General features: G+C 43.3%; 17 protein-coding genes and 1 tRNA gene. 8 read left to right on the top strand and 10 right to left on the bottom strand.

Going from position 1 to position 23479, the window contains the following annotated elements:
* Together K7R10_RS02495 and K7R10_RS02490 are read right to left on the bottom strand one after the other, a co-directional pair.
* On the bottom strand, window positions 1-676 hold a 676-nt coding region (locus K7R10_RS02495; RefSeq protein ID WP_224483104.1), incomplete at its 3' end, for a hypothetical protein.
* Between the two features lie 442 nt (window positions 677-1118).
* On the bottom strand, window positions 1119-2519 hold the full coding sequence (locus K7R10_RS02490) for a nucleotide sugar dehydrogenase (RefSeq protein ID WP_224483103.1): 1401 nt from the start codon (window positions 2517-2519) through the stop codon (window positions 1119-1121).
* Between the two features lie 364 nt (window positions 2520-2883).
* Between K7R10_RS02490 and K7R10_RS02485 the strand changes: the two genes are divergently transcribed.
* The 5 genes from K7R10_RS02485 (at window position 2884) to K7R10_RS02465 (ending at window position 10784) form a co-directional block, all read left to right on the top strand.
* The gene (locus K7R10_RS02485) at window positions 2884-4017 is read left to right on the top strand and encodes a DegT/DnrJ/EryC1/StrS family aminotransferase (RefSeq protein ID WP_224483102.1); all 1134 of its coding nucleotides are present in this window, start codon (window positions 2884-2886) and stop codon (window positions 4015-4017) included.
* Entirely contained in the window at window positions 4014-5975 is a 1962-nt protein-coding gene (locus K7R10_RS02480; RefSeq protein WP_224483101.1) for a polysaccharide biosynthesis protein, read from the top strand. The genes K7R10_RS02485 and K7R10_RS02480 overlap by 4 nt, the downstream gene beginning before the upstream one ends.
* A 20-nt stretch (window positions 5976-5995) precedes the next feature.
* Window positions 5996-6766, top strand: a complete 771-nt coding sequence (locus K7R10_RS02475) for a polysaccharide biosynthesis/export family protein (RefSeq protein WP_224483100.1) — start codon at window positions 5996-5998, stop codon at window positions 6764-6766.
* Window positions 6767-6770: 4 nt separating this feature from the next.
* Window positions 6771-9173: a GumC family protein gene (locus K7R10_RS02470; RefSeq protein WP_224483099.1), complete on the top strand. Its 2403-nt coding sequence runs from the start codon at window positions 6771-6773 to the stop codon at window positions 9171-9173.
* A 276-nt stretch (window positions 9174-9449) separates the two neighbouring features.
* A complete protein-coding gene (locus tag K7R10_RS02465) occupies window positions 9450-10784 on the top strand; it encodes a DEAD/DEAH box helicase (protein ID WP_224483098.1) in 1335 nt (444 codons plus the stop codon).
* 1277 nt (window positions 10785-12061) lie between these two features.
* Here the strand turns inward: K7R10_RS02465 and K7R10_RS02460 are convergent.
* Window positions 12062-12146 (bottom strand) — tRNA-Ser (locus K7R10_RS02460).
* A gap of 188 nt (window positions 12147-12334) precedes the next feature.
* Between K7R10_RS02460 and K7R10_RS02455 the strand changes: the two genes are divergently transcribed.
* From K7R10_RS02455 to K7R10_RS02445, 3 genes are all read left to right on the top strand, one after another.
* Window positions 12335-13087, top strand: coding sequence for a sulfite exporter TauE/SafE family protein (locus tag K7R10_RS02455; protein WP_224483097.1), 753 nt, complete (start codon window positions 12335-12337; stop codon window positions 13085-13087).
* A gap of 76 nt (window positions 13088-13163) precedes the next feature.
* Window positions 13164-13796 carry an NAD(P)H-dependent oxidoreductase gene (locus tag K7R10_RS02450; protein WP_224483096.1) on the top strand — a complete coding sequence of 211 codons (633 nt, stop codon included), beginning with the start codon at window positions 13164-13166 and terminating at the stop codon, window positions 13794-13796.
* A gap of 83 nt (window positions 13797-13879) precedes the next feature.
* A complete protein-coding gene (locus K7R10_RS02445; RefSeq protein ID WP_224483095.1) occupies window positions 13880-15070 on the top strand; it encodes a DegT/DnrJ/EryC1/StrS family aminotransferase in 1191 nt (396 codons plus the stop codon).
* Window positions 15071-15146: 76 nt separating this feature from the next.
* Here K7R10_RS02445 and K7R10_RS02440 read toward each other — a convergent pair whose 3' ends face one another.
* From K7R10_RS02440 to tpx, 7 genes are all read right to left on the bottom strand, one after another.
* On the bottom strand, window positions 15147-16124 hold the full coding sequence (locus tag K7R10_RS02440) for an amidohydrolase family protein (RefSeq protein WP_224483094.1): 978 nt from the start codon (window positions 16122-16124) through the stop codon (window positions 15147-15149).
* Between the two features lie 262 nt (window positions 16125-16386).
* Window positions 16387-17538 (bottom strand): 3,4-dihydroxy-2-butanone-4-phosphate synthase, encoded by a 1152-nt coding sequence (ribB, locus tag K7R10_RS02435; protein WP_370631291.1) that lies wholly within the window; start codon window positions 17536-17538, stop codon window positions 16387-16389.
* 24 nt (window positions 17539-17562) lie between these two features.
* Window positions 17563-19029: an LptF/LptG family permease gene (locus K7R10_RS02430; RefSeq protein ID WP_224483093.1), complete on the bottom strand. Its 1467-nt coding sequence runs from the start codon at window positions 19027-19029 to the stop codon at window positions 17563-17565.
* Window positions 19030-19032: 3 nt separating this feature from the next.
* A complete protein-coding gene (gene lolA1 / locus K7R10_RS02425; RefSeq protein WP_224483092.1) occupies window positions 19033-19677 on the bottom strand; it encodes an outer membrane lipoprotein periplasmic chaperone LolA1 in 645 nt (214 codons plus the stop codon).
* Window position 19678: 1 nt separating this feature from the next.
* Window positions 19679-22120, bottom strand: coding sequence for a DNA translocase FtsK (locus tag K7R10_RS02420; RefSeq protein WP_224483091.1), 2442 nt, complete (start codon window positions 22118-22120; stop codon window positions 19679-19681).
* Window positions 22121-22181: 61 nt separating this feature from the next.
* The gene (locus K7R10_RS02415) at window positions 22182-22541 is read right to left on the bottom strand and encodes a diacylglycerol kinase family protein (RefSeq protein ID WP_224483090.1); all 360 of its coding nucleotides are present in this window, start codon (window positions 22539-22541) and stop codon (window positions 22182-22184) included.
* Between the two features lie 3 nt (window positions 22542-22544).
* Entirely contained in the window at window positions 22545-23045 is a 501-nt protein-coding gene (gene tpx, locus K7R10_RS02410; RefSeq protein WP_224483089.1) for a thiol peroxidase, read from the bottom strand.
* Window positions 23046-23479 lie beyond the last annotated feature (434 nt).

Below are 23479 nucleotides of genomic sequence, written 5' to 3'. Positions count from 1 at the left end.
TTCCATCGATATCGGGCCAACCTTTATATCCGTTTCCAACATCCACGGCATCATTCATCGTATTGCGAATGAGTTCAAGAGCTGTATCGAGATATTGATTATCTCCGGTAGCCTGCCATACCTGCTGAAGTCCATCGATATACTTTCCAAGGAAATAGTATTCGTGATTCAGGTTGGCACTTTTAGATCTGCTAAGCGCATCTTCATAATCGGTTCTGAAATCACTCTGAGTCCATTCCTGATCGAACATGTCTTTCCAGTATAAAACTTCTTCAGGAGTACTGGTTTGGGTTGGATCTGTGGAAGTAGTAGTTTCTTCTTCCGGTGTGGTCTCTTCCACAGCCTGGTCATCTGTCCACTCAGTATCCGGATACACCTCAACACTGTCGGCATCGGTTGATTCTTCAGGCGGAGAAAGTGGATCTGGAGCCGCTTCTTTAGTGTGACCAACCTTTTTACCATTCGTAAATGTTTTTTTGTCTCCGTTTTTAGAGTACACGATCGCTGTTTTAGTTCCATCTTCTTCATAATAGATCGTAGCAGCGACATAAGCTTCATTAATCTCGTCTTCAACAAGTTTCTGTTCTTCCACAAAATCTTCGTTCGCACAGGCGAAGAAAAGTTGAGAAATAAGCACAAAAATAAGCATAGGACGGACGTTCAGTAGTCTGTTCATGATAATTTGGGTTTAAGATTTGGGCTTTGCTAAAATATTTATTTACAGTGCTTTAGCCATAAAATAATTGTGTTATTCGACGAATTGCACTACTAATATTTTTAAACCTTTTTCGTTTTCATTAATTTCTTTTGTGTGGAGCACTTAACTTATGCTTGCACAGTAATTTATACGGCGAAATACATACTTTAGACGTTGAACTGCAACTTTTTAACAGAAATTAAGAAGGATAAGGTAAGTGCGCAAAAGGTTGTTTTGGCTCAAAAACTGTGTATATAGCAATTTATATGTTAATAAATTGCATTGTTTTTCGATAAAGTGCAATAATTCGGGGTAAAATGTAATTTTAAGCGGAGGCAAAAAAAATCCTGAAATTCGATGAACTTCAGGATTTTTACGTGGTAATAAATTGTAATACAGTAACTTACAAGGTGTAAATATGTCAGTTTTTTTCTCCTATTTTATAGAATTTAAATCCGATATCCTGCATTTTTTTACTCTCTAGGATTCTTCTTCCGTCGAAAAGGAAAGCTGGTTTCAGCATTCTTTGATAAATGGAATTCCAATCGTAAGTTTTAAACTCATCCCATTCTGTCAATATGGCCACTGCATGGGCGTCTTGCGTAGCTTTTACCGGATCTTCCACAACCGTTACTCTTTTTCTGTTCTCTTCTTCCGGACGGGTATTTAAGTAATCTAGATCGGCAAACACTTGCTCAGCAGTTACTTTAGGATCGTAAACCACAATATCTGCCTGCTCTTCGATAAGGGCGTCTGCTACATAAATTGCGGCTGATTCACGAGTGTCATTGGTATCCTTTTTAAAGGCCCAGCCATAGAAAACAATTTTTTTACCCGAGACGGTATTGTATAGGGTAGAAATGATGTTATCGGCAAACCTGCGCTTTTGATAATCATTGATCTTAATCACTTGTTCCCAATATTCCGCCACCTCAGATAATCCATATGTTTTTGATATGTATACCAGGTTAAGAATATCTTTTTGGAAACATGATCCCCCAAACCCTACTGAGGCATTGAGGAACTTGGGTCCGATTCGGGAATCAAGACCAATAGCCTTAGATACTTCAGCCACATTAGCATCGGTCTTTTCGCATAAGGCTGAAATTGAATTTATAGATGAAATTCGTTGTGCCAGAAAAGCATTAGCTACCAGTTTTGATAGTTCAGATGACCATAGATTGGTTTGAATGATATTTTCTTTAGGAAGCCATTTTTGATAAATGCTGCTTAAGATGTTCTTAGCCTGTTTTCCCCTAGGGGTGTCATCTCCACCAATCAACACACGATCGGCATGAAGTAAATCGGCAATTGCCGTTCCTTCTGCAAGAAATTCAGGGTTGGAAAGAATTTCGAATTGAACCCCGTTCCCGGTATGATCCAATATATTTTTTATGGCGTGAGCAGTCCTAACGGGTAAAGTAGATTTCTCTACCACGATTTTATCATCTTTTGCTACCCGTGCAATATTACGAGCACATAGCTCGACGTACTTTAAGTCTGCAGCTTGCCCTTTTCCCTTACCGTAGGTTTTGGTTGGTGTATTCACCGAAATAAAGATCATGTCGGCTTCATCAATTGCCTTGTCAACCTCTGTAGAAAAGAAAAGGTTTTTATTTCTGCTCTGTTGAACAATTTCTTTTAAACCGGGCTCATATACCGGCAGCTTATCAAGATCAATGTCATTCCATGCCGCAATGCGTTTTTCATTTATATCTACCACCGTTACATCAATTTCGGGGCATTTGTTAGCGATTACAGACATGGTCGGGCCTCCTACATAGCCGGCTCCGATGCAGCAGATTTTCTTTACTTCTTTCATAGGAATTTATTTCTGATTTCAAATATAAATCTAATGTTCGTTTTTCTTTGCCGAATTACCTCAATTAATAGATAAGCTTCTGACTTTTATCTTTTATCGGCTGAATATCAGTCTTGTATCTTTGGTGGTTATTGTGGCTTATTTATCTGGAACTATGATCATTCGTATTTAACCGATTATATGAATGATTGAACGAAATACCCGATAGGGGTTGCTCAACTTTAGTACTTTTATACTTGCCTCTGACAGTTCAAATTGATTAATAGCAAAATGAATTTAATTGTCAGGCTTGACTCCTTGGCAATACATTTTGCCCCCCTTCCATTAAAGCTTTACGAAACCCTGCTTGGTTTAAGATAACCCAATGATCGCAACCAAGGAAAAAATTTGGCTTTCCTCTCCCCATATGAGCGGTGATGAAGAGCATTATATCAAAGAAGCATTCAGAACAAACTGGATAGCACCTCTTGGTCCCAATGTAAACGGATTCGAGCACGCTATTGCAAATTTTTACAACCACTCTGTTAAACCAGCCGTACTCTCTTCGGGTACAGCCTCAATCCATTTAGCTTTCAAGGTGTTAGGTGTGGGAAGGGGAGATTTGGTTCTTTGTCAGAGCATGACCTTTGCTGCTTCTGCAAACCCTATTACTTATTTGGGTGCGAACCCCATTTTTATTGACAGTGAAAGAGAAACATGGAATGCATGTCCTGAGCTGCTTGAGCGGGCTATTCTTGACGCGATGGATAAGGGCAGGAAGCCAAAGGCTATTATGGCGGTACATTTATATGGTATGCCATACAATGTAGCAGCCATTGCCAGTATTTCTCAAAAATATGGCATACCCGTAATTGAAGATAGCGCCGAGGCTTTAGGCAGTACCTACCTGGGTATTCCATGCGGAAGTTTGGCAGACATAGGGATTCTTTCTTTTAATGGAAATAAAATTATCACTACCTCCGGCGGAGGTGCTTTATTGTCAAAATCACAAGCTGTAAGGGATCAAGTGGTTTTTCTGGCGACACAGGCCCGTGATGAAGCTCCCCATTATGAGCATTCTCAAATAGGGTATAACTACCGTATGAGTAATGTTCTCGCGGGTATTGGAATCGCACAGATGGATGTATTACCTGAACGAGTTGAGGCCCGAAGAAGAAACTTTGAATATTATAAATGCCAGCTTTCAGATTTACCTGGATTGGAGTTCCTTTCTGAGCCCGAGGGTATGAAAAGTAACAGGTGGCTGACCACGCTTCTGTTTAGATCATTCGAAGAGCGGGAAAAGGTTCGTTTGGCTCTGTTAGAAGAAAATATCGAGTCTCGTCCACTTTGGAAGCCCATGCATCTTCAAAAGGTCTTCAGAAATGAGTTGAAGTATGAAAACGGGATAAGTGAAGACCTGTTTTCCAGAGGGCTCTGCCTCCCGAGCGGATCTGATTTGAGAGATGTTGATCTCATGCGTATTGTTGATTTAATAAAGAAAAACCTGGAAAGATGACATATAATTACCCTATTTTAAATACTTCGAGATACGTTTCAAAGTGGCTGGTACTTGTTATTGACATTACTATAGTGCTCGTGACATTTTTTCTGGTTTATTATATAAGGTTTGATCTTTCTTTAAACTTTAACCTTGACCATTTTTACCGGGAGTTACCTCTTATTGCAGGTATCTCATTGGTAAGTTTTTTGATCAGTGGTTCTTACAAAGGAGTGATCAGGTACACCGGTTTTCGTGACCTTTTGAAATTGCTTATCGCCACGGGTCTGATTTCTGTTCTTACTACCGGTTTCGTATTAGTCAATCGTGAAATTGAATTTATTACCCAATTCACAATCCCCAAATCCATTATTATCCTCCATGCCTTTATGACGTTTGTATTTCTTGCATCCAGTCGGCTTATCTTCAAGGCTGCCTACAAGTGGTACCAGTCCAGAATGAAGAATCATAAAAGAATTCTCATTTACGGAGCGGGAGATTCAGGTATCATTACTCAGAACGCTCTAATCCATTCTTACAAGCAGCGGGTGAAGATTGTGGGTTTCGTCGATGATGACCGCTCAAAGACAGGTAATAGCATAAACGGAACTCCCATCTATCATTGTAATGATATATCGACCAGATTTATCGAAAAAAATAAGGTGAATGAAATCATCTTTGCCATTCAGAAGATTGAACCTACGGTTTTACGTAAGAAGGTGGATGCTTTTATAGACCTGGTTGAAAAAGTAAAGATTGTACCTCCTGTTGAGAAATGGATAGACGGTGAGTTACACGCGAACCAGATCAAACAGGTTCAATTAGAGGATCTTTTAGGCCGCGCCCCCATCGAAATATTAAATCCGACATTACAAAAAGAATTCAAAGGCAGAACTGTATTGGTGACTGGTGCAGCCGGATCTATTGGAAGTGAGATTTCAAGGCAATTGGGGCAATACAGCCTTAAGCGATTAATATTGTTAGATATAGCAGAATCCTCTTTATATGATCTACAACAGGAATTTATAAGAGAAGGAATCCTCGACTTTGAAGTTATAGTGGGAGATATAAGAGATGCTCATTGCCTTAATACCATATTTGAAAAATACAGACCGGAGGTGATATTTCATGCAGCTGCGTATAAACATGTTCCTTTGATGGAAGAGAATCCTTACGAAGCAGTTAAGATCAATGTTTTCGGAACCCGGCTTCTTGCGGAATCTGCGTTGAAATATGGAGTTGATAAGTTTGTTCTGGTGTCGACTGATAAAGCTGTAAACCCAACGAATGTGATGGGAGCTACGAAAAGGACAGCGGAAATATATATCGGTGCCTTGCAGCAGGTTTCGAAAAAGACCAAATTCATTACAACCAGATTCGGGAATGTTCTGGGATCAAACGGTTCTGTCATCCCATTATTTAGGAAGCAACTTGAAAAGGGTGGCCCTTTAACCGTTACCCACGAGGATGTAACACGGTATTTTATGACCATTCCTGAGGCCTCACAGCTGGTGCTTGAAGCCGGATCAATGGGTGAAGGAGGGGAAATCTTTATTTTCGATATGGGTGAAAAGGTGAAAATATTTGACCTGGCAAAAAATCTCATTCGTCTTTCCGGCTTCAGATATCCTGAAGATATCGATATCCGTATTTCAGGATTAAGGCCGGGAGAGAAATTATATGAAGAACTGTTGGCAAATGGAGAAGACACCATGCCTACTTATCATGAGAAAATCATGATCAGCAAGGTCAAGAAACTGGATTTCGAAAAGTTAAAAGCAAAAATCGAAGCGTTGTGTATTCTGAATTTATACCATGATAAACTCGTTTTGGTAAGGAAATTAAAAGAAATAGTTCCTGAATTTGTTTCAAACAACTCGGTTTATGAGAGTTTAGACGAAAAAAGAGACGTCAGAACACCTAATTACGCTATTTTACATACACTTAATATAAATCCTCATACAAAAAACGTCTGAGAATAAGGTACCTGCACTAGATGAAAGTTTGCCTCAAAAACTTAAATTCATTTCTCTGTTTATCCTGGATCACAGTGGTTTTCTTTTCTTCGTGTGCCTCCAGGGAAGATGTCGCTTATTTTCAAAATGCACGGGAATTCGAAACCGTAGTAGAGACTCGCTCGTTCGAGCCCCGGTTTAAAGTTGACGACGTAGTAAGCATATACATATCCACCTTCGATATGGAGGCTGCAAAACCCTTTAACCTCACAAAAGGGGAAGGTGTCAATTATCAGGAAGTAGAATATGTTATTAATGAAGAAGGGTTTATCGACTTTCCTGTAATTGGGAAGTTGAAGCTTTTGGGCTTGACCTCTGAAGAAGCCAAGGCTCTTCTGATCGAGGAATTAGATGGGTATTTAAAAGACCCGGTCATCAATATCCGGATAAAGAATTTCAGAGTTACCGTATTAGGGCATGTTCAAAAACCCGGCACATATTCAATTACAAGTGAACGAATCACCTTGTTGGAAGCCCTGGGTCTGGCAGGGGATCTTGAAATAAAAGCACGAAGAGACAATGTGTTGGTAATACGTGATTTTGATGGAGTGAAAACCTATACCCGGGTTGATCTTACTACTAAAGAGTTTGTGAATTCACCGGTCTACTACTTAACTCAAAATGATGTGGTGTACGTAGAACCGAACAATTCGGCTATAAGAACCTCAACGTTGGATACCAGGGCTACTATAATCGTATCTCTATTGTCATTAGTGGTAACTTCCACTGTTTTAATTATTACGCGTACTTAATACTATGACTTCAACTGCCGGAAATACTTTGAATTCAAAAATTGCTGAAGATCTGACGTTTAAAAAAATGGTTTTCAGATATCTGAGGCAATGGAAGTGGTTTTTGCTTGGAATTTTTATCAGCTTATTAGTTGCTTTTATATACTTACGATATACTACCCCTCTGTACCAATCTACTGCAACAATACGCTTGCTTTCCCTCAGTAATAATCCATCTCCTGAGAAAGCGATTCTTGGAGAAATGGGATTAATATATGGAGGAGATGTGTTGCACCAGGATGAGGTGACCATCTTGAGTTCCTTTGCGTTGGTAAAAGAAACAGTGAAGGAGTTAGGTTTTAACTTTAAGATTTTTTCTGAAGGAAATATTGCAGATAGGGTTCTCTACCCAAACCCTCCTTTTAAAGCAAGTTTTTTGGTCTCAGACTCTACTTATTACAATTCGGGTCTCGAGTTTGAAATCGAAGTTTTATCACCTACAGAATTCAATTTCACCGATCAATACGATTTAACATCCAGGCATAAATTTGGAGACAAAGTTCAAACCTGGATTGGACCGTTAATTCTGACTCCGGCAGCTGATTCGATTCAAAATTTAATGGGAAAAAATTATCGTTTTGTTCTTAACCCCTTGAACGAAACCGCAGCGAGTTACAGGGACAGGCTTTCTGTTATTTCATATAATGAACAAGCTCAAAGATCAAATATAGTCGTTATAAACATCAGTGACAGAGTGCCTTTGAAGGCCGCTCAATTCGTTAATAAACTGGTAGAGCTTTATAATCAGCGTTCCCGGGATACAAAAAATCAGCTTGCAAGAGCAACCTATGAGTTTATAAATGAAAGGATCGATATTATTTCATCCGATCTTTCCCAAGTGGATCAGCAGAAAGAGAGATTTAAAGTGGGTAACCGCCTGACGGATATTACTTCAGAGGCGGGGATGTTTCTTGAAAACAGCGCTCAGACCGAAAGAGAGTTGATCAAATTAGAGACCGATCTCAATACAGTAAATTATATGATCAATTACCTTAGGCAAGAAGAGAACAATGGTTTACTACCTACTAACATCGGAATTGAAGATCAGGCACTAAATGCTCTTACCAAGCAATATAACGATCTTGCCCTGGAAAAAGAACGTATATTACGAAGTTCCGGAGAGAAAAACCCAATTGTGATTCAATTAAATGCACAGTTGGAAGGTTTGAAGTCTTCTATAATCGGAAGTCTTCAGAATATTAGAAGTGCATTAAATATAGGGATCAACAAACTGAAATCTCAGGAAGAATTACTGGACACAAAAATAGCTTCTGTGCCCGGGCAAGAGAGAGAAAATCGCGATATACAAAGACAACAGAATATCAAAGAGTCGATTTATCTATACTTGTTGCAAAAAAGAGAGGAATCGGCTATAACACTGAACACAACCACTCCGAATGCTGAAATTATTGACCCAGGAAGGGTTAATAATAAGTTTCCCGTTTATCCTAAAAAGAATATAGTGCTGCTAGCAGCATTGATTTTTGGAATGGCAATACCATTTGGGTTACTCTTTTTAAGAGATCAACTTGATACCCATGTTAATGACAAATATGACCTTTCGCTCTTTAAGGGTGCTATATCCATATTGGGAGAAATTCCTTCCTATAAAAAAGAACAGGAGAGGGTTGATATCAAAGATCAAACGGTCATGGGAGAGGCTTTTCGTGCATTGCGTACTAATATAGATTTCATCCTTGAAGGTAGAAATGAAAAGCTGGTCACCAGAAAAATTGTATTTGTTACTTCTTCTGTAAAAGGAGAAGGCAAGTCTTTCATAGCATATAATCTTGCCGCGGTATATGCATTTGCTCATAAAAAAACCTTGCTTATAGGCTCAGACATACGAAGACCCAATCTGAGCAGACTTGTAAGGCAGCCAAGCGAAAAGGGTTTAACCGAGTATATCGGGGGAGAAGCCGACTTTGAAGAGATAGTTAGGCCTGTACAGGATAATCCTTTTTTACATGTAATGCAATCAGGGACAATTCCAACGAATCCTACCGAATTACTTATCAAAGGGCGAACTGATGACTTATTCCGACGGGCCAGGGAAGAATATGATGTGGTGATCGTAGATACCGCTCCCTGCTTGCTAGTGTCAGACACTTTCTTGATCAGTAAGTATGCTGATATGAACCTATATGTCATCAGGGCTAATTATACAGATAAGGAAATTCTTCAATTTATAAAGGAGCTTAAGGAGCAGGGAAAATTGCCTCATCTTAATCTGGTTCTAAATGATGTATCTCCTTCCAATTACGGATATGGGAAGAATCATTATGGTTACTATGAGAACAGGTCTTCGGTGTTAGGAGCTCATCGTATAAAGGAATTCTTCAAAAGTCTCTTTAATCGAGCTTCCTGATTAGCGGTTGGTTAATTAAACCTAGTAGCGCGCTTTAGATCAGATCGAATAAAACCATCTTTAAATTCTAATAGATCAAGGCTTCTACACCTGACAGGTAAGACCAACCTTTTTGACTAACTCCTCTCCTTTATCCGGGTAATGCCTCTGAAGGGGAAGACCTTGAAAAGAAGTTTCAGGCTCCGGCATATGCATCATTCTAGTCAACCGGAAATGTGTACCTTTACACCCAATCGCAGGCTGTGTTGAAATTTAAAGCTTGCACAATATATATCTATGTCATTTACTTCCTTGGGGCTGTCTGAAGCTCTTCTTAAGGCGATTCGCCAACAAGGATATTCCCAACCTTCACCCATTCAAGAAAAAGCTATCCCCCGCATTTTAGAGGGGAAAGATGTTCTTGCTTCGGCCCAAACGGGAACCGGTAAGACTGCCGGGTTTACATTGCCCATGTTACAATTACTTTCACAGACTACTGTTTCGCGACACCGTCCTGTGAGGGCGCTGGTTCTTACCCCAACCCGGGAACTGGCGGCGCAGGTCGAAGCGAGTAGTAAGCAATACGGATCATTTCTTTCGTTGAGGTCGATGGTGATCTTTGGAGGAGTAAGTCAGCATGCTCAGGTACAAGGATTAAAAAAAGGAATCGATGTACTTATCGCTACTCCGGGCCGACTCCTGGATCTGCATCAGCAAGGTCTTTTGTCGCTCAGACAAGTAGAAATTCTTGTATTGGATGAGGCAGACCGAATGCTGGACATGGGATTTCTAAGGGATATCAAGAAGATCCTTGCGCTGTTGCCATCTAAGCGCCAGAATCTTCTGTTTTCGGCGACATTTTCTTCTGAGATCAAAAATCTGGCACAGGGTTTTATGAATGACCCGGTTATGGTGGAAGCCACTCCCGAAAATACGACCGTGGATGTTATTGACCAAAAAGTATTTTTGGTGGATAAGCGTGCTAAACCGTTGTTTTTGATCAAAAAAATACAGGAAGAGGATTGGAAGCAGGCTCTGGTGTTCACAAGAACCAAACATGGAGCCAATAAATTGTGTAAAAAGCTCATAAATCAAGGTATTACAGCATCTCCTATCCACGGAAATAAAAGTCAGGGCGCCCGAACCAAAGCGCTGGCTGATTTTAAGTCTGGAGCAATCAGGGTTCTGGTCGCTACAGATATTGCAGCCCGAGGCCTGGATATCCCACTTTTGCCCCACGTTGTTAATTTTGAGCTTCCTAATGTCCCCGAAGACTATGTACACCGCATCGGTCGAACAGGAAGAGCGGGGGCATCGGGAGAGGCAATTTCACTGGTTGATCGGGAAGAAGCAGTTTTACTGAGAGCTATTGAAAAATTCACCTCCCAAAACATTTCCGCAATCCGTATCGACATGGACGTAGAAGAGGCAACCGGATCCGCGGAAAATAAATCCGTAAGATCTTCATCATCTTCCCATTCACGTGGTCGTAAAAGATCCACTACAAATAAGAAAAAGCAATCTACCTCTTCCCGTTCGGGTAAGGGTAAGCAATCGTCAACAGACGGAGCAAAGCGTACTACAGCTAAAAAACGGTGGTATGGAAAGGGAAAGGGAAAAAGAAGTAAGTGACTTGAATGAGGATAGAGAGCAAAGAAAACTTGAAGCTTGCTGCGTTATCTGGATAAGGAAATGAATTGCCCTCTCCTTTCCAGGGAGGGGTGGCCACACCGAAGCCGTGGTCGGGGTGGTCAGCTAGAGTCTTTAATGCACTCTGAGGATACAAAGACCTAATAAACCCAGTACTTTTCAGGGATTACTCGCTCCACTGCGTTTGCAGAACGATTTTAACGGAATATAAATTAGAAAGGGTTCCTTCCGCTTTTTGGGAGGACCAAGCGTTAAGAAAAGGTCCGGAGGACCATTTTAGCGCAGGGGCCAGCTGGCGGGAAGGGTTGGCACGCCTATGGTGTGGACGGAAGGGGGCAGGATTACTCGCCCTGCTTAGCAGGACTCGTGAACCTGGGAGGGGGACCGACCGTTAAGAAAACAGCCTGTGGCTGTTTTTAGGGAAAGGGCCAGCCGGCGCGAGGGAGAGCAAAGAAAACCGGAGTCTATTGCTACATCTACTTTTGGAAATGAATTTACCCCCTCCTTCTTAAGGAGGGGGTGGTCAGGCTTTGGCCTGGCCGGGGTGGTTAGCTCAAGGCTGAAATGATATTTTATAAGGCAGATGAGATCATTACCACTTGCCTGCCAAGCCGCAGGCATGGTCACCCTTGTCACCTGTTTCGGGATTACCCGCCCTGCTTAGCAGGACTCGTGATCCCTGAGGGGGTGTCCTTGCAAAGAAAACCGGAAGTTTGCCCCGCAAACTTCTTTGTTTTTTTATACCCTTTCGACTTCGCTGAAGGGAGCTTTCCATTTATTGTGAGTAGGGATTATTCGGAACGCTGGCGAGTTCCTCATGATCCCACAGGGGGAGACCTTAGAAAGAAAACCGGGATCTTGCGCAGCAAGATGCCCCTTTTTTTTATGCCCTTCACGCTTCGCTCAAACAAGTTTTTCTATTTGATATGAGCAGGGGTTATTCGGAACGCTTGGGCATTCCTCATGATCCAGGAGAGGAGAACCTTGCAAAGAAAACCGGGATCTTGCACAGCAAGATGCCCTGTTTTTTTATGCCCTTCACGCTTCGCTCAAACAAGTTTTCTATTTGATATGAGCAGGGGTTATTCGGAACGCTGGCGCATTCCTCATGATCCAGGAGAAGAGAACCTTGCAAAGAAAACCGGGATCTTGCACAGCAAGATGCCCTGTTTTTTTTATGCCCACTTCGCTTACATAAGCAAGCTTATGACGCTTGTGGACATAAAAAAACCGGAACGTTGCCGTTCCGGTTTTCTTTGCGGAGAAAGAGGGATTCGAACCCCCGGAGGTGTGACCCTCAACGGTTTTCAAGACCGCCGCATTCGACCACTCTGCCATTTCTCCGTGCGTCTCACAAGATGCATTATCCTGCGATTGCGGGTGCAAATATAGAAAGCTTTTTTAATTCCAAAAAACAAAAATCGTATTTTTTATTTCCTGGCACCTGACAGCTGCTATCCTCGGCAGATTGAAGTCTTTTAAATTGTGGCGTTTTTCCCAGAAAACGTATTTTAGCTTCCTAAATTCACTACATGTCTCCAGTTTTTGAAGTGATCCTGCTTGTGGTTCTTGGTTTCCTGGTGGGAGTGATCAATACCATCTCCGGAGGAGGGTCCATGCTTACCCTTCCTATTCTTATCTTTCTGGGGCTGGATTCCAACGTGGCCAATGGTACCAACCGTATCGCGATCTTCCTTCAAAACATTTCGGCCATCGCCGGTTTTAAAAGTAAAGGCATAAAAACCTCTAAACTCAGTTGGTGGCTGGGAGTGTCTGCCCTCGCCGGTTCGATTATCGGGGCTACCATTGCTATCGATATCAGAGATGAGCTTTTTAATCGCATACTGGCCATAGTGATGATCCTGGTGGTGGGTATCATGGTGTTACGACCCAACCGTAAGATCGTCTCCCTGGAAGAAAGACTCACCGGAAAATACTTCTGGATCAGTCTGATCGCCTTTTTCTTTATCGGTATTTATGGAGGTTTCATTCAGGCCGGAACCGGTATCATCATGCTGCTGGTGCTTACCACGGTTAACAACATGAGTCTGGTGAAATCGAACCTGGTCAAGGCAGTGGTAATGCTTATCTATACCTCAGCGACCCTGATTATGTTCTACCTTTCTGATAATCTTAATTTCAAATACGGACTCCTGCTCGCTTCCGGACAGTTCCTAGGTGGGTGGCTAAGCGCCAGGTGGTCGGTGAATAAGGGTGACGGACTGGTCAAGGTATTCCTGGTAATCATGGTCATAGCCATGGCTATCAAACTATGGTTCTTCTGATATAGCCCCCATGCTTTAAGATTCCATTATCAGTTATTCTCTTCCGGAATTGGTATTTTTGCACAAAATTTTTGTTATGAACGTGATCAATGCCCTTGAATGGCGCTATGCTACCAAAAAGTTCGATGCTGATAAAATTCTTCCTCAGGAAAAGATAGAAACCCTTAAAAAAGCTTTTAATCTTACTGCCACATCCTACGGTCTGCAACCGGTTCGCATGCTGGTGATACACAATAAAAAGATCCAAAAGCAGCTTAAGGAATACAGCTGGAATCAGCCACAGGTAGAAGATGCTTCACATGTATTGGTCTTCTGTATTGAAGAAAAAATAGATTCAGATTATATCGTCGATTATTTTGAGCGGGTGCGCGAAGTGCGAAAGACTCCGAGGGAAGTACTCGATCCCTTCAAAGAGTTCCTGGTCAAAGATTTTTCAACCCGTTCAGATGAGGAGGTTCAACAATGGTCAGCCAAACAGGCGTATATCGCCATGGGAAACCTTATGACCGTCTGCGCCCTGGAAGGTATCGATGCCTGCCCCATGGAAGGGTTTCAGCCGGAAAAATACGACGAGTTGTTAAACCTGCAAAGCAAGAATCTGCGCTCTGTGTTGGTCATGCCCGTGGGATACCGTGCAGATGACGATCAGTTTGCCGGATTTAAAAAAGTAAGAAAAGAACTGGATCAAAGCATATTGGAAGTGCAATAACTTCCCGTCATATTCTGTTAGATCTCATTTTTTAACGGAGGAAGATTTCGATACCTTTGGCAGACCTAAAAAAATAAGTTATTATGCCCGGATTCGAACTGTTTGGTGACCTGGAAAGACAACAGGTGAACGATGTACTGGAAAGCGGAGTGCTCATGCGATATGGTTTTGATGGTATGCGAAATGGCCACTGGAAGGCCAGAGAACTGGAGGATAAACTGTCGAAACGCATGAAGACAAAACATGCACAGCTGGTTAGCAGTGGTACCTCTGCCTTAACGGTGGCTCTTGCGTCAGCTGGAATTGGAGCCGGCGATGAAGTGATCATGCCCACCTTTACCTTTGTTGCCAGTTTTGAATCTATCATAGCTGTAGGAGCCGTTCCGGTATTGGTCGATATCGATGACACCCTTACCCTGAAGCCGGATGCTGTTGAAAAGGCTGTTACAGATAAAACACGAGCGGTTATGCCGGTCCATATGTGTGGCTCCATGGCACAACTTAAGGAGCTAAAAGCGATCTGTAAAAAGCATGATCTGTTGCTTATCGAAGATGCCTGCCAGGCAATAGGAGGTACTTATGAAGGAAAACCACTGGGGAGCTACGGCGATCTTGGCTGCTTTTCTTTCGATTACGTAAAGACCATAACCTGTGGGGAGGGAGGTGCGCTGATCACCGATAACGATCAGTATAAGAAACATGCAGATCATTATTCAGATCACGGTCACGATCATACAGGCAAAGACAGAGGAGCGGAAACGCATCCCTTTCTCGGATACAATTTTCGTATCTCTGAACTAAATGCGGCCGTTGGCCTCGCTCAGATCGAACGCCTGGATGAATTTCTGGAGATCCAAAAAAGAAACTATACCGTATTGCGTGAAGCTCTGGAAGGCCTTCCGCAGGTGATCTTCCGCAGGGTACCGGAAGAAGGGGAGGAGAACTATTCTTTTCTTAACTTCTTTATGCCTGACGAAGATAAGGCGAGAAGAGCACATAAGGCATTATCAGAGAACGGTGTCGATGGTTGTTTTTACTGGTTCGATAATAACTGGCATTATATCAACAAATGGGATCACCTGAAAGACCTGAAAAGTTTAGGTAAGTTACCTGCGGAGATAAATCAGCAACTTCCTGATTATCATAAACAGGATTTTTCTGTTTCACATCACTGGATGGGACGAACTATCTCAGTTTTGATCAAACTCGGGTGGACAGAAGAGGAGGTTAAAGTAAGAGCAAAAAAAATGGTTGAAGTTCTGGAGCAATTCTGATAATTTGTTGTCACGTTAACCAGTATTATTTTGTGTTAAGCTGGAAAGCTTATCAGTTTTTAACAAGGAAGGTCAATCAGTATTGTGCTTTATGTCTCTCAATTTCTTCCGGGCTCAATTCGAGAAATCGGGCAGCATTATTATAAAAGATATCTTCTTTTTGTTCCGGTGTAAGAAAGTCGGCCGAATTGATTGCTTTAATTCCGGTTTCGATAGTTTCCGGCCAGATCATTTGATCTGAACCGAACATAACTCTTTTCCCTAATCCGGCTTCAATAAGTCCTTTAAGGTAGCTATGAAATTCCTCACGCGGAAGATTCCAGCAAATAACCCCAACTCCTACATACACCTGAGGATGTGCATACATGAGCGCTTTCAGATCCTCGAGGTATGGCCAGGCAGCATGCATGATATATATTTTCATGGAAGGACGCTCCAACAGGATCTCTTCAAACTGAAGTGGTTTGCCCTGAGAGGCTCTTACTTTGGGATAAGGACCATAGGCTCCGCCTTGTGGCCCCCCGGGAAAAAGGTGAAATCCCATGGGGATCTGCAATTCCACTGCCAGATCATAATAGGGTTCAAGCGACGGATGAGTAGGAAGTAAACCGTCATAGTTGGGAGCTATTTCAGCTAAAACATGTAACCTTCCGTCCTGATATCGTTTTCTGAGTTCTGCAACTGGAACAGTATGGTCGGCTCCGATGATGATTGTTTCAGGGGCTTCATCGTACCAGTTGATCCCCGGAGATGCCATGGCTTTGACAATATGATGCTTCTTGAATTCTTCAAAAGTTTTCCTTTTTACCTCCTCGTATGAGGCTGGCGCCGTATACGGGGTAAGACCTTCCATGCCGGGTCTGGGAGGCATTTCCTGTCCGAGCATAGTGGCAAAACCAGGGTTATCCTTAAACGCATGAATATGCATGTCAATAATGGGTCCCGAATAGTTTGCGGAGGTTTCGCGTATCTCCGTTTGTGACTCCTGACCTTCTGAACGCAGACAGGAACACAGTGTAAGAGCAAAAACGATAGTAATAACAAAGAATTTCATAAAGCAGATGTTTTAGCAGGCCGTTGCGGTGGGGAGAAAGAATAGCCTTCCTGTTAATTTTCAGTAATTTAAGAAATTTCAACTATACCTCAATACGTTAATGCCCTCTGCTCAAGAGAGGCAGGTTGATGTGGTGTGTGGTCAGAAGGGTAAAAAGATTTCAAATAATGCCTTGCTATAAAAAAATTAACCCGGGTTATGCCGATACAGCATCCCGGGTTGATCTCATTATATACAGTATTACCAGGTGGTATAAATAGGATTAATAATTCACATACTCAACGATCTCCAGTCCGTAGCCAATAATACCCACCCTTTTGGTCTGAGCTGAATTTGACATCAGGCGGATCTTGGCGATATCGAGGTCATGTAAAATCTGCGCACCTATTCCGAAATCTTTATTATCCATAACGATCTTGGGAGCTTTCATCTCACCCTCCTGTTGTAAACGCTTTAGCTCACCAAGGCGTTTGATCAGGTTAAGAGAATTGCTTTCCTGGTTGATGAATACAATAGCGCCCCGGCCTTCTTCGTTCAGCAGGCGAAACATATCATCCAGCTTTTTGTCGGCATTGTTGGTGAGGGTTCCCAGGATATCATTATTTACCAAGGTTGAATTGATACGGGTCAGGATAGGTTCATCGACCTTCCAGCTGCCTTTGGTCAATGCCAGGTGTACCTGCTGATTGGTGGTTTGCTTATAAGCCCGCAGCCTGAAATCTCCGAAGCGTGTTTTGATATCGAAATCTTCTTTTTTCTCGATCAGACTATCATGCTGCATCCGGTAGGCAACCAGGTCTTCAATGGTAACGAGTTTCAGATCGAATTTTCTGGCGACCTCGTATAATTGCGGAAGTCGGGCCATGGTACCATCTTCATTCATGATCTCAACGATAACCCCGGCGGGTTTGAGACCTGCCAGTCTTGCAAAGTCTATAGCGGCTTCGGTATGCCCTGTACGGCGTAAAACACCACCCTCCTTAGCGACAAGAGGAAAGATGTGTCCCGGACGACCTAGGTCATGCGGACGGGTATTCGAATCGATGAGAGCCTTGACAGTTTTAGCGCGGTCTGAAGCAGAGATCCCGGTGGTTACCCCGTTTCCTCTAAGGTCAACAGAAACGGTAAAGGCTGTTTCCATGGGGTCAGTATTATTGCCCACCATTGGGCGCAAATCCAGTTCCTTGCAACGACCTTCGGTCAGGGGGGTACAGATCAACCCACGACCATGCGTAGCCATAAAATTGATCATCTCCGGTGTTACCTTGTCAGCTGCGGCAACGAAATCTCCTTCATTTTCTCTGTTCTCATCGTCAACAACGATGATCACTTTACCTTGTCTGATATCGCTAATAGCCTCTTCTATAGTGTTGAGCTTGATGCTGTCTTCGGTCATGGTATTCGTTCTGTTCATCAAAAAAATTTGCCGCAAAGATACTTATTTTGCGGGGGTTCGGTCTTTTTTGCGGAATATTTTGAACCAGCTTCCTATGCGTTGTGTCATGGAGTCAGGATCAAACACTGCCTTATCAGCTGTAGCTCTTCGTGTAAACCAGATGCCCAGCGGAAGCATGATCAGTGTAGATATCCATGCTGCTATGGCGGGAGGGAAACTTCCGTCTTCAGCATAATTCTTGACGAATATCCCAATGAAATAATAGGCCAGAAAAAGGCCGATGGCCAAAACCATCGGAAGTCCGAGTCCTCCTTTCCTGATGATGGCCCCAAGGGGTGCTCCCACGAAGAAAAGGATAAAACAGGCAATGGGTAATGAATATTTATTATGAAAGGCCAGGATATGGTGATTGATCAGCCGTACCCTTCTGTTCAGGTCTCCTTTCTTTCCTTCGATACTCTGCTGGCTTGATTTTACCTTGTTGATAGCCGATTCGATGATCTGGGTTTGTCTCCATCCTACATAGAGGTTCAGCAGGGAATCGGTAGGGAAGTTTTTTCCGTTGACGGTGTCTTTGATTTCTACTTTCTCTGCGGCTTTCAGGTTGGCAGCACCACTGCGCAGGTACACGCTTTCACCAAAGTTCTTGAACACCATTTTATTCTCTTCATAGAGCGTATCAAGGGCCGAAAGAATTTCCCGTGCCTTCAGCATTTTATGGGTGTTGCTGATGTTTTCCTGTTCCAGGTCAACATTGTTTACCTGTGAAAGATCCACATACATGGTATAGGCATCGAATTCGGCCTTGGCAAAGGGGTAATCGTCGCGGGTATCCCTGTCGCGGCTTTCTATATCTTCAAAATAGTTACCCTCGCGCAGCACCAGCTGAAGAATGTCTGAATCTTCGCTGCTCACCAGTTCTCCCGACTTTGACTTGATCACCTGATTGTTCTTCCCCCCCGCGCTTAACTTATGAATGATCACATTGTCAAGCATCTTGTCATTCTCGCCGTATTTCTTATCTACCTTGATGTTCAGGTCGGTTTCAGGCATGTTGTTGAAGATACCTTCTGTTATGGCCAGCGCCGGTTTGAGCTGAGCGATATTTCTCCTGAGGTTGTACGATTTCAGTTCTGCTGCGGGTATCACATTATTGGCAAAGAAAAAGGTGCCGATACTCAGAAGCGTGATAAAGATAATCAGGCTGCGCATGGCGCGAAAAAGGGAAATACCCGAAGCCTTCATGGCTGCGAATTCATAGTTTTCAGCCAGGCTTCCGAAGGTCATGATAGAAGCAAGCAGTACCGTTAAAGGTAATACGTTGGGTACGAGGTTGGGCGAAAAGTATAAAAGAAACTTCCCTACTATGGCTAGATCGATCCCTTTTCCTGCCCACTCATCGATAAAGAACCAAATGGCCTGGAAAATAAAGATCAGCATCAGGATCACAAAGGAACTGATGAAGTTATAGAGAAACCTCGAAAGTATATACCTGTCTAAAATGTACAAAACCTAGTTTTCGATAATGTAATACCCCAATTCGTCGTATTTCGCTTCATCAAAGGTAAACATCCCTTCCGGTAGCGGTTGATCTGTTTTAAAAGAATTAACAGTAATGGTGGTTTTGGTTCCGCTTTTACCCACCTCGATCAGTTTGTAGATGTGTTTGGTCTGGGTGTCGATCCCCAGAAGTATCTGCTTGATCTCAGAGTCGCTGTCGATGGGGGTCAGTTCCACGAACTGTATTTTTCTTCCCTGCACATTCTGAGTAACATCCCAGCTGTAATTGTAACCGTCTTTGTAAAAGGTCAGCATTTCAGAAGGGGTGATGGTACCTTCTTCCTCAGAATCCTTGTCGGCTATAACCACCTCTTCGTTTTCGGGAATGATGGTGTACACCTTTTCACCATCGAAGATCTTGGTGGCGCCAAGATAATTGAAAACATACTTATCACCTGCCAGGGTAACGTCACCACGGGTTTCCTGGTGAATGTTCTCGGCGTTGTTATCAAGGCTGTACTTAAAATCGATATAAATATTATCGTAGCTCTTTACCTTGTTGTGTACTTCATCGAGCAGGGCTTTGGCTTTTTGCTCGTTTTGTCCGAACGAAACGGCACTTACTAACAGGGCAAAGAATAATAATGTGAATCTCATGTTAATCGTTTTTTTCGTTTTCTAATAGTTGTTCAAGCGCCAGGATATCCGGGATCAAAACCTGTCTTGCCTTGCTTCCCTCAAAAGGGCCTACAATTCCGGCAGCTTCCAGTTGATCGATGATTCTCCCTGCACGGTTGTAACCGAGTTTCAGTTTTCGCTGTAGTAATGAGGCTGACCCTTGCTGGGCTGAAATGATGACCTCTGCTGCTTCTCTGAACAATGCATCACGCTCTGAGATCTCTATATCAAGACCTGTGCCAGACTCTTCACCTACATATTCAGGAAGGAGGTGTGCATCGGGATAAGCTCTTTGTCCGCCGATATAATCGGTGATCTTGGCCACTTCGGGGGTGTCGACAAAGGCGCATTGCAATCGCACAGGTTCATTGCCCTGGGTGAACAGCATATCTCCGCGACCGATCAGCTGATCAGCTCCCGGGGAGTCGAGTATAGTTCGGCTGTCGATTTTTGAGGTCACCCTGAAGGCTACCCGTGCCGGGAAGTTAGCCTTAATGATACCGGTAATCACGTTTACAGACGGTCTTTGTGTGGCGATGATCAGATGAATTCCTACGGCCCGGGCCAGCTGGGCCAGACGCGCGATAGGAGTTTCAACTTCTTTTCCGGCGGTCATGATCAGGTCGGCAAACTCATCGATCACCAGTACGATATAAGGCAGGAACTGGTGGCCCTCATTGGGGTTCAGCTTACGTGCCTTGAACTTTACATTGTATTCCTTGATGTTTCGCACCAGGGCATTTTTCAACAGTTCGTATCGGTTGTCCATCTCGATACAAAGCGAGTTCAGGGTATTGATCACCTTCGTGTTATCGGTGATAATGGCTTCTTCACTGTCGGGAAGTTTTGCCAGGAAATGTCTTTCGATCTTGTTGAACAGGGTTAATTCTACCTTTTTGGGGTCTACCAGCACGAATTTCACTTCGGCAGGATGTTTTTTGTACAACAGGGAGGTCAGCATGGCATTCAATCCGACTGATTTCCCTTGTCCGGTAGCACCTGCCATAAGTAAGTGCGGCATTTTTGCCAGGTCGACCACAAAGGTCTCGTTGCTGATGGTTTTTCCGAAAGCGATCGGAAGCTCCATCTCTGCATTTTGAAACTTCTTGGAGGCGATTACCGAACGCATCGATACGGTAGAGGCCTTTTTGTTGGGCACTTCGATCCCTATGGTTCCCTTTCCGGGTATAGGAGCAATGATACGTATTCCCAAAGCCGACAGCGAAAGGGCGATATCATCTTCCAGGTTCTTGATCTTGGATATTCGTATTCCGGCAGCGGGCACGATCTCATACAGGGTAACGGTCGGCCCTATGGTGGCCTTGATCTGAGAGATCTCGATCTTGTAATTTTTCAGGGTATCGACAATGCGATTCTTGTTTTCCTCGAGTTCCTCCTGGTCGATGGTTATACTGCCCGCACCATAATCATTGAGCAGGTCCAGCGGCGGGAACTTATGATTACCCAGTTCCAGTTTCGGATCAAACTCTCCGAAGTCGGCCACGAGCTTCTCTGCCTTGATGTCGGTTTCTTCCTTTTCCTCCTGTATGGCATTGACTTCGATCTGAAGTTCGTCTTCTTCTGCGGGTTTTTTATTTTTTTCTGCGGAAGAGGGCACGTTTTCTTCCTCTTCAGCGATTCGTACCTCGAATGAGTTTTCGATATCTACATCAGATATTTTGTCGGGGTCGTTTTCGTAAGTGTCAGGTATATGGCGCTTCTCAGGTTGGGAAGCCGAGGCCGGAGTTTCCTCAGCAGCCTGTTCTTCCTTAAGATCGGCACCCTCAGCAACAGAACCTGATTCCTGACCTTTGAAGGTGTCACGAATCTCAGACCTGGTGTTTCTGATGACCTCACCCACGCGTTGGGGAGTGAGCCCCAGTTTCAGTACTGAAAAACTGATGAACCCAAATAGCAGGAGCAGGGCAATCCCGATGTTTCCGACATAGTCACGCATGAAATCGTTCATTTCGTAACCGACGATACCTCCCAGCAAAGGAGCCTTTCCGGCAAAAAAACCAAGAAGCACAGACAGCCAGACTGCAATGATGAGACCCCAGAACCATTTGTTGATCATTCTTCTGAGGGGAATATTTAAAAAGAGATACAATCCGCTTTGAAAAAGAAGCAGCAGAAAAATGAAGGAGGCTACTCCGAAACCTTTGTAAATAAACAAGTGGCTGACCGAGGCACCGAACTTCTTCAGCCAGTTCTCGGCTTCGGCAGTGCGGTCACCGAATTCCTTTAGCAGGCTCTGATCCTGCTGCCAGGTAAAAAAGAAGGAAACGAATGCAATAAAGCACCCTATGCTGAGAAGCATCAGTAAACTTCCCAGTATGATCTTTTGTTGCTGAGAGAGTTTAAATGCTTTTTTGCTAGTAGGATTCGATGATTGCTTTTTCTTGGTCTTTTTCCTGGCCATTAGCATCGTTAGGTTTAGCGCAAAACTACAAATTACAAACGTATGCTTTGTAATTCTGTTTTTAAAATATTTTCGGAACGTAAATGATCAGTCCGATCACCACAGCGGCCATGGCGATGATAAAAACGGCCCCGGCTGCAATGTCTTTAATGAACCCGATATTGATGTCGGGGTCAGGGTGTATAAAATCGGCGATCTTTTCCACAGCCGTATTCAGTCCTTCGACAGACATGATGGCCGCGATGACCAGCACCTGTATCATCCATTCAACGGCACTGATCTCAAAGACAAACCCTGCAATAGTCACCAGTATGCCGATAACGAACTGTATTTGTATGCTGGGTTCTGTTTTTAATAACAGGTAGGCCCCTTTCGAGGCATACCTGATACTTTTAAGTCTTTTCAGTAAAAATTGTTTCATCGGTTATTTTAAAGCTTCCAGGGCTTTTTCATAATCAGGCTCATCTCCGATTTCATCTACCTGCTGGCTGTAGATAACCTTACCTGTTTCATCGGTCACAATCACCACCCGGCTGAGCAGTTTCGCGAAGGGGCCGTCTGTGATTTCCAGTTCATAATCCTTCCCGAAGCTGTGATCTCTGAAGTCTGAAAGCATCACCACATGATCAAGACCCTCCTTGGCGCAGAACTGATCCTGTGCAAAGGGCAGATCCCGTGAGATACACAACACTTTGGTGTTCTCGATTCCTGATGCTTTTTCGTTAAAGTTTCTGGCGCTGGCAGCACAGACCCCGGTATTCACGCTGGGGAAAATGTTCATAATAAGCCGGTGCCCCTTGTAATCTTCAAGCTTTTGGTCTTTCAGGTCTGTTCCGGTCAATGAAAACTGAGGAACGGAATCTCCCGGCTGGGGAATGGTTCCGAGGGTAGAGCAGGGGTTGCCCCCTAAAGTGATCTTTGCCATGTTTTTTCTTTTAAAGATAGGGAAATGATGGTAAATGTTGAATTATAAATGTTAGATGGGGTTAGGAAGGTATGAGGGTATGGGGGTATGAAGGTATGAGGGTATGAGGGTATGAAGGTATGAGGGGATATGGGATATGGTGAAAGGAGCCAAGGAGCTAAAGAGCTAAGGTGTAAAGGTGTAAAGCCGTAAAGTTGTCAAGTCGTACAGGTATTGCATTTATAATTTGGTTATTCGTCCATTCGGAATCATTGGGTTTCATTTCTCAGATTAGCGATCCTTAACCCTTAATAATTAAACATTTATAATAATTTGGTGATCGGTGATGCGTGATCTGTGATGAGGAGAATTCAGCGTTTAGTACATCTCATTTAATCTAAAATCTAACATCTATAACCTACAATTTATCATTTATTCACCAAGACTGTTATGCG

This window comes from Robertkochia aurantiaca (genome assembly GCF_020166495.1).
Taxonomy (GTDB): domain Bacteria; phylum Bacteroidota; class Bacteroidia; order Flavobacteriales; family Flavobacteriaceae; genus Robertkochia; species Robertkochia aurantiaca.
The sequence above is the reverse complement of the archived record's forward strand: the minus strand, read 5'-3'. Positions and strand labels throughout refer to the sequence as shown.

Coding starts and splice junctions, on each gene's coding strand:
- tpx (WP_224483089.1), bottom strand. CDS start 23,045: ATGGCAAAGATCACTTTAGGGGGCAACCCCTGCTCTACCCTCGGAACC.
- K7R10_RS02470 (WP_224483099.1), top strand. CDS start 6,771: ATGACTTCAACTGCCGGAAATACTTTGAATTCAAAAATTGCTGAAGAT.
- K7R10_RS02415 (WP_224483090.1), bottom strand. CDS start 22,541: ATGAAACAATTTTTACTGAAAAGACTTAAAAGTATCAGGTATGCCTCG.
- K7R10_RS02485 (WP_224483102.1), top strand. CDS start 2,884: ATGATCGCAACCAAGGAAAAAATTTGGCTTTCCTCTCCCCATATGAGC.
- K7R10_RS02480 (WP_224483101.1), top strand. CDS start 4,014: ATGACATATAATTACCCTATTTTAAATACTTCGAGATACGTTTCAAAG.
- K7R10_RS02455 (WP_224483097.1), top strand. CDS start 12,335: ATGTCTCCAGTTTTTGAAGTGATCCTGCTTGTGGTTCTTGGTTTCCTG.
- K7R10_RS02440 (WP_224483094.1), bottom strand. CDS start 16,124: ATGAAATTCTTTGTTATTACTATCGTTTTTGCTCTTACACTGTGTTCC.
- K7R10_RS02450 (WP_224483096.1), top strand. CDS start 13,164: ATGAACGTGATCAATGCCCTTGAATGGCGCTATGCTACCAAAAAGTTC.
- K7R10_RS02490 (WP_224483103.1), bottom strand. CDS start 2,519: ATGAAAGAAGTAAAGAAAATCTGCTGCATCGGAGCCGGCTATGTAGGA.
- K7R10_RS02465 (WP_224483098.1), top strand. CDS start 9,450: ATGTCATTTACTTCCTTGGGGCTGTCTGAAGCTCTTCTTAAGGCGATT.
- K7R10_RS02445 (WP_224483095.1), top strand. CDS start 13,880: ATGCCCGGATTCGAACTGTTTGGTGACCTGGAAAGACAACAGGTGAAC.
- K7R10_RS02475 (WP_224483100.1), top strand. CDS start 5,996: ATGAAAGTTTGCCTCAAAAACTTAAATTCATTTCTCTGTTTATCCTGG.
- lolA1 (WP_224483092.1), bottom strand. CDS start 19,677: ATGAGATTCACATTATTATTCTTTGCCCTGTTAGTAAGTGCCGTTTCG.
- ribB (WP_370631291.1), bottom strand. CDS start 17,538: ATGAACAGAACGAATACCATGACCGAAGACAGCATCAAGCTCAACACT.
- K7R10_RS02420 (WP_224483091.1), bottom strand. CDS start 22,120: ATGGCCAGGAAAAAGACCAAGAAAAAGCAATCATCGAATCCTACTAGC.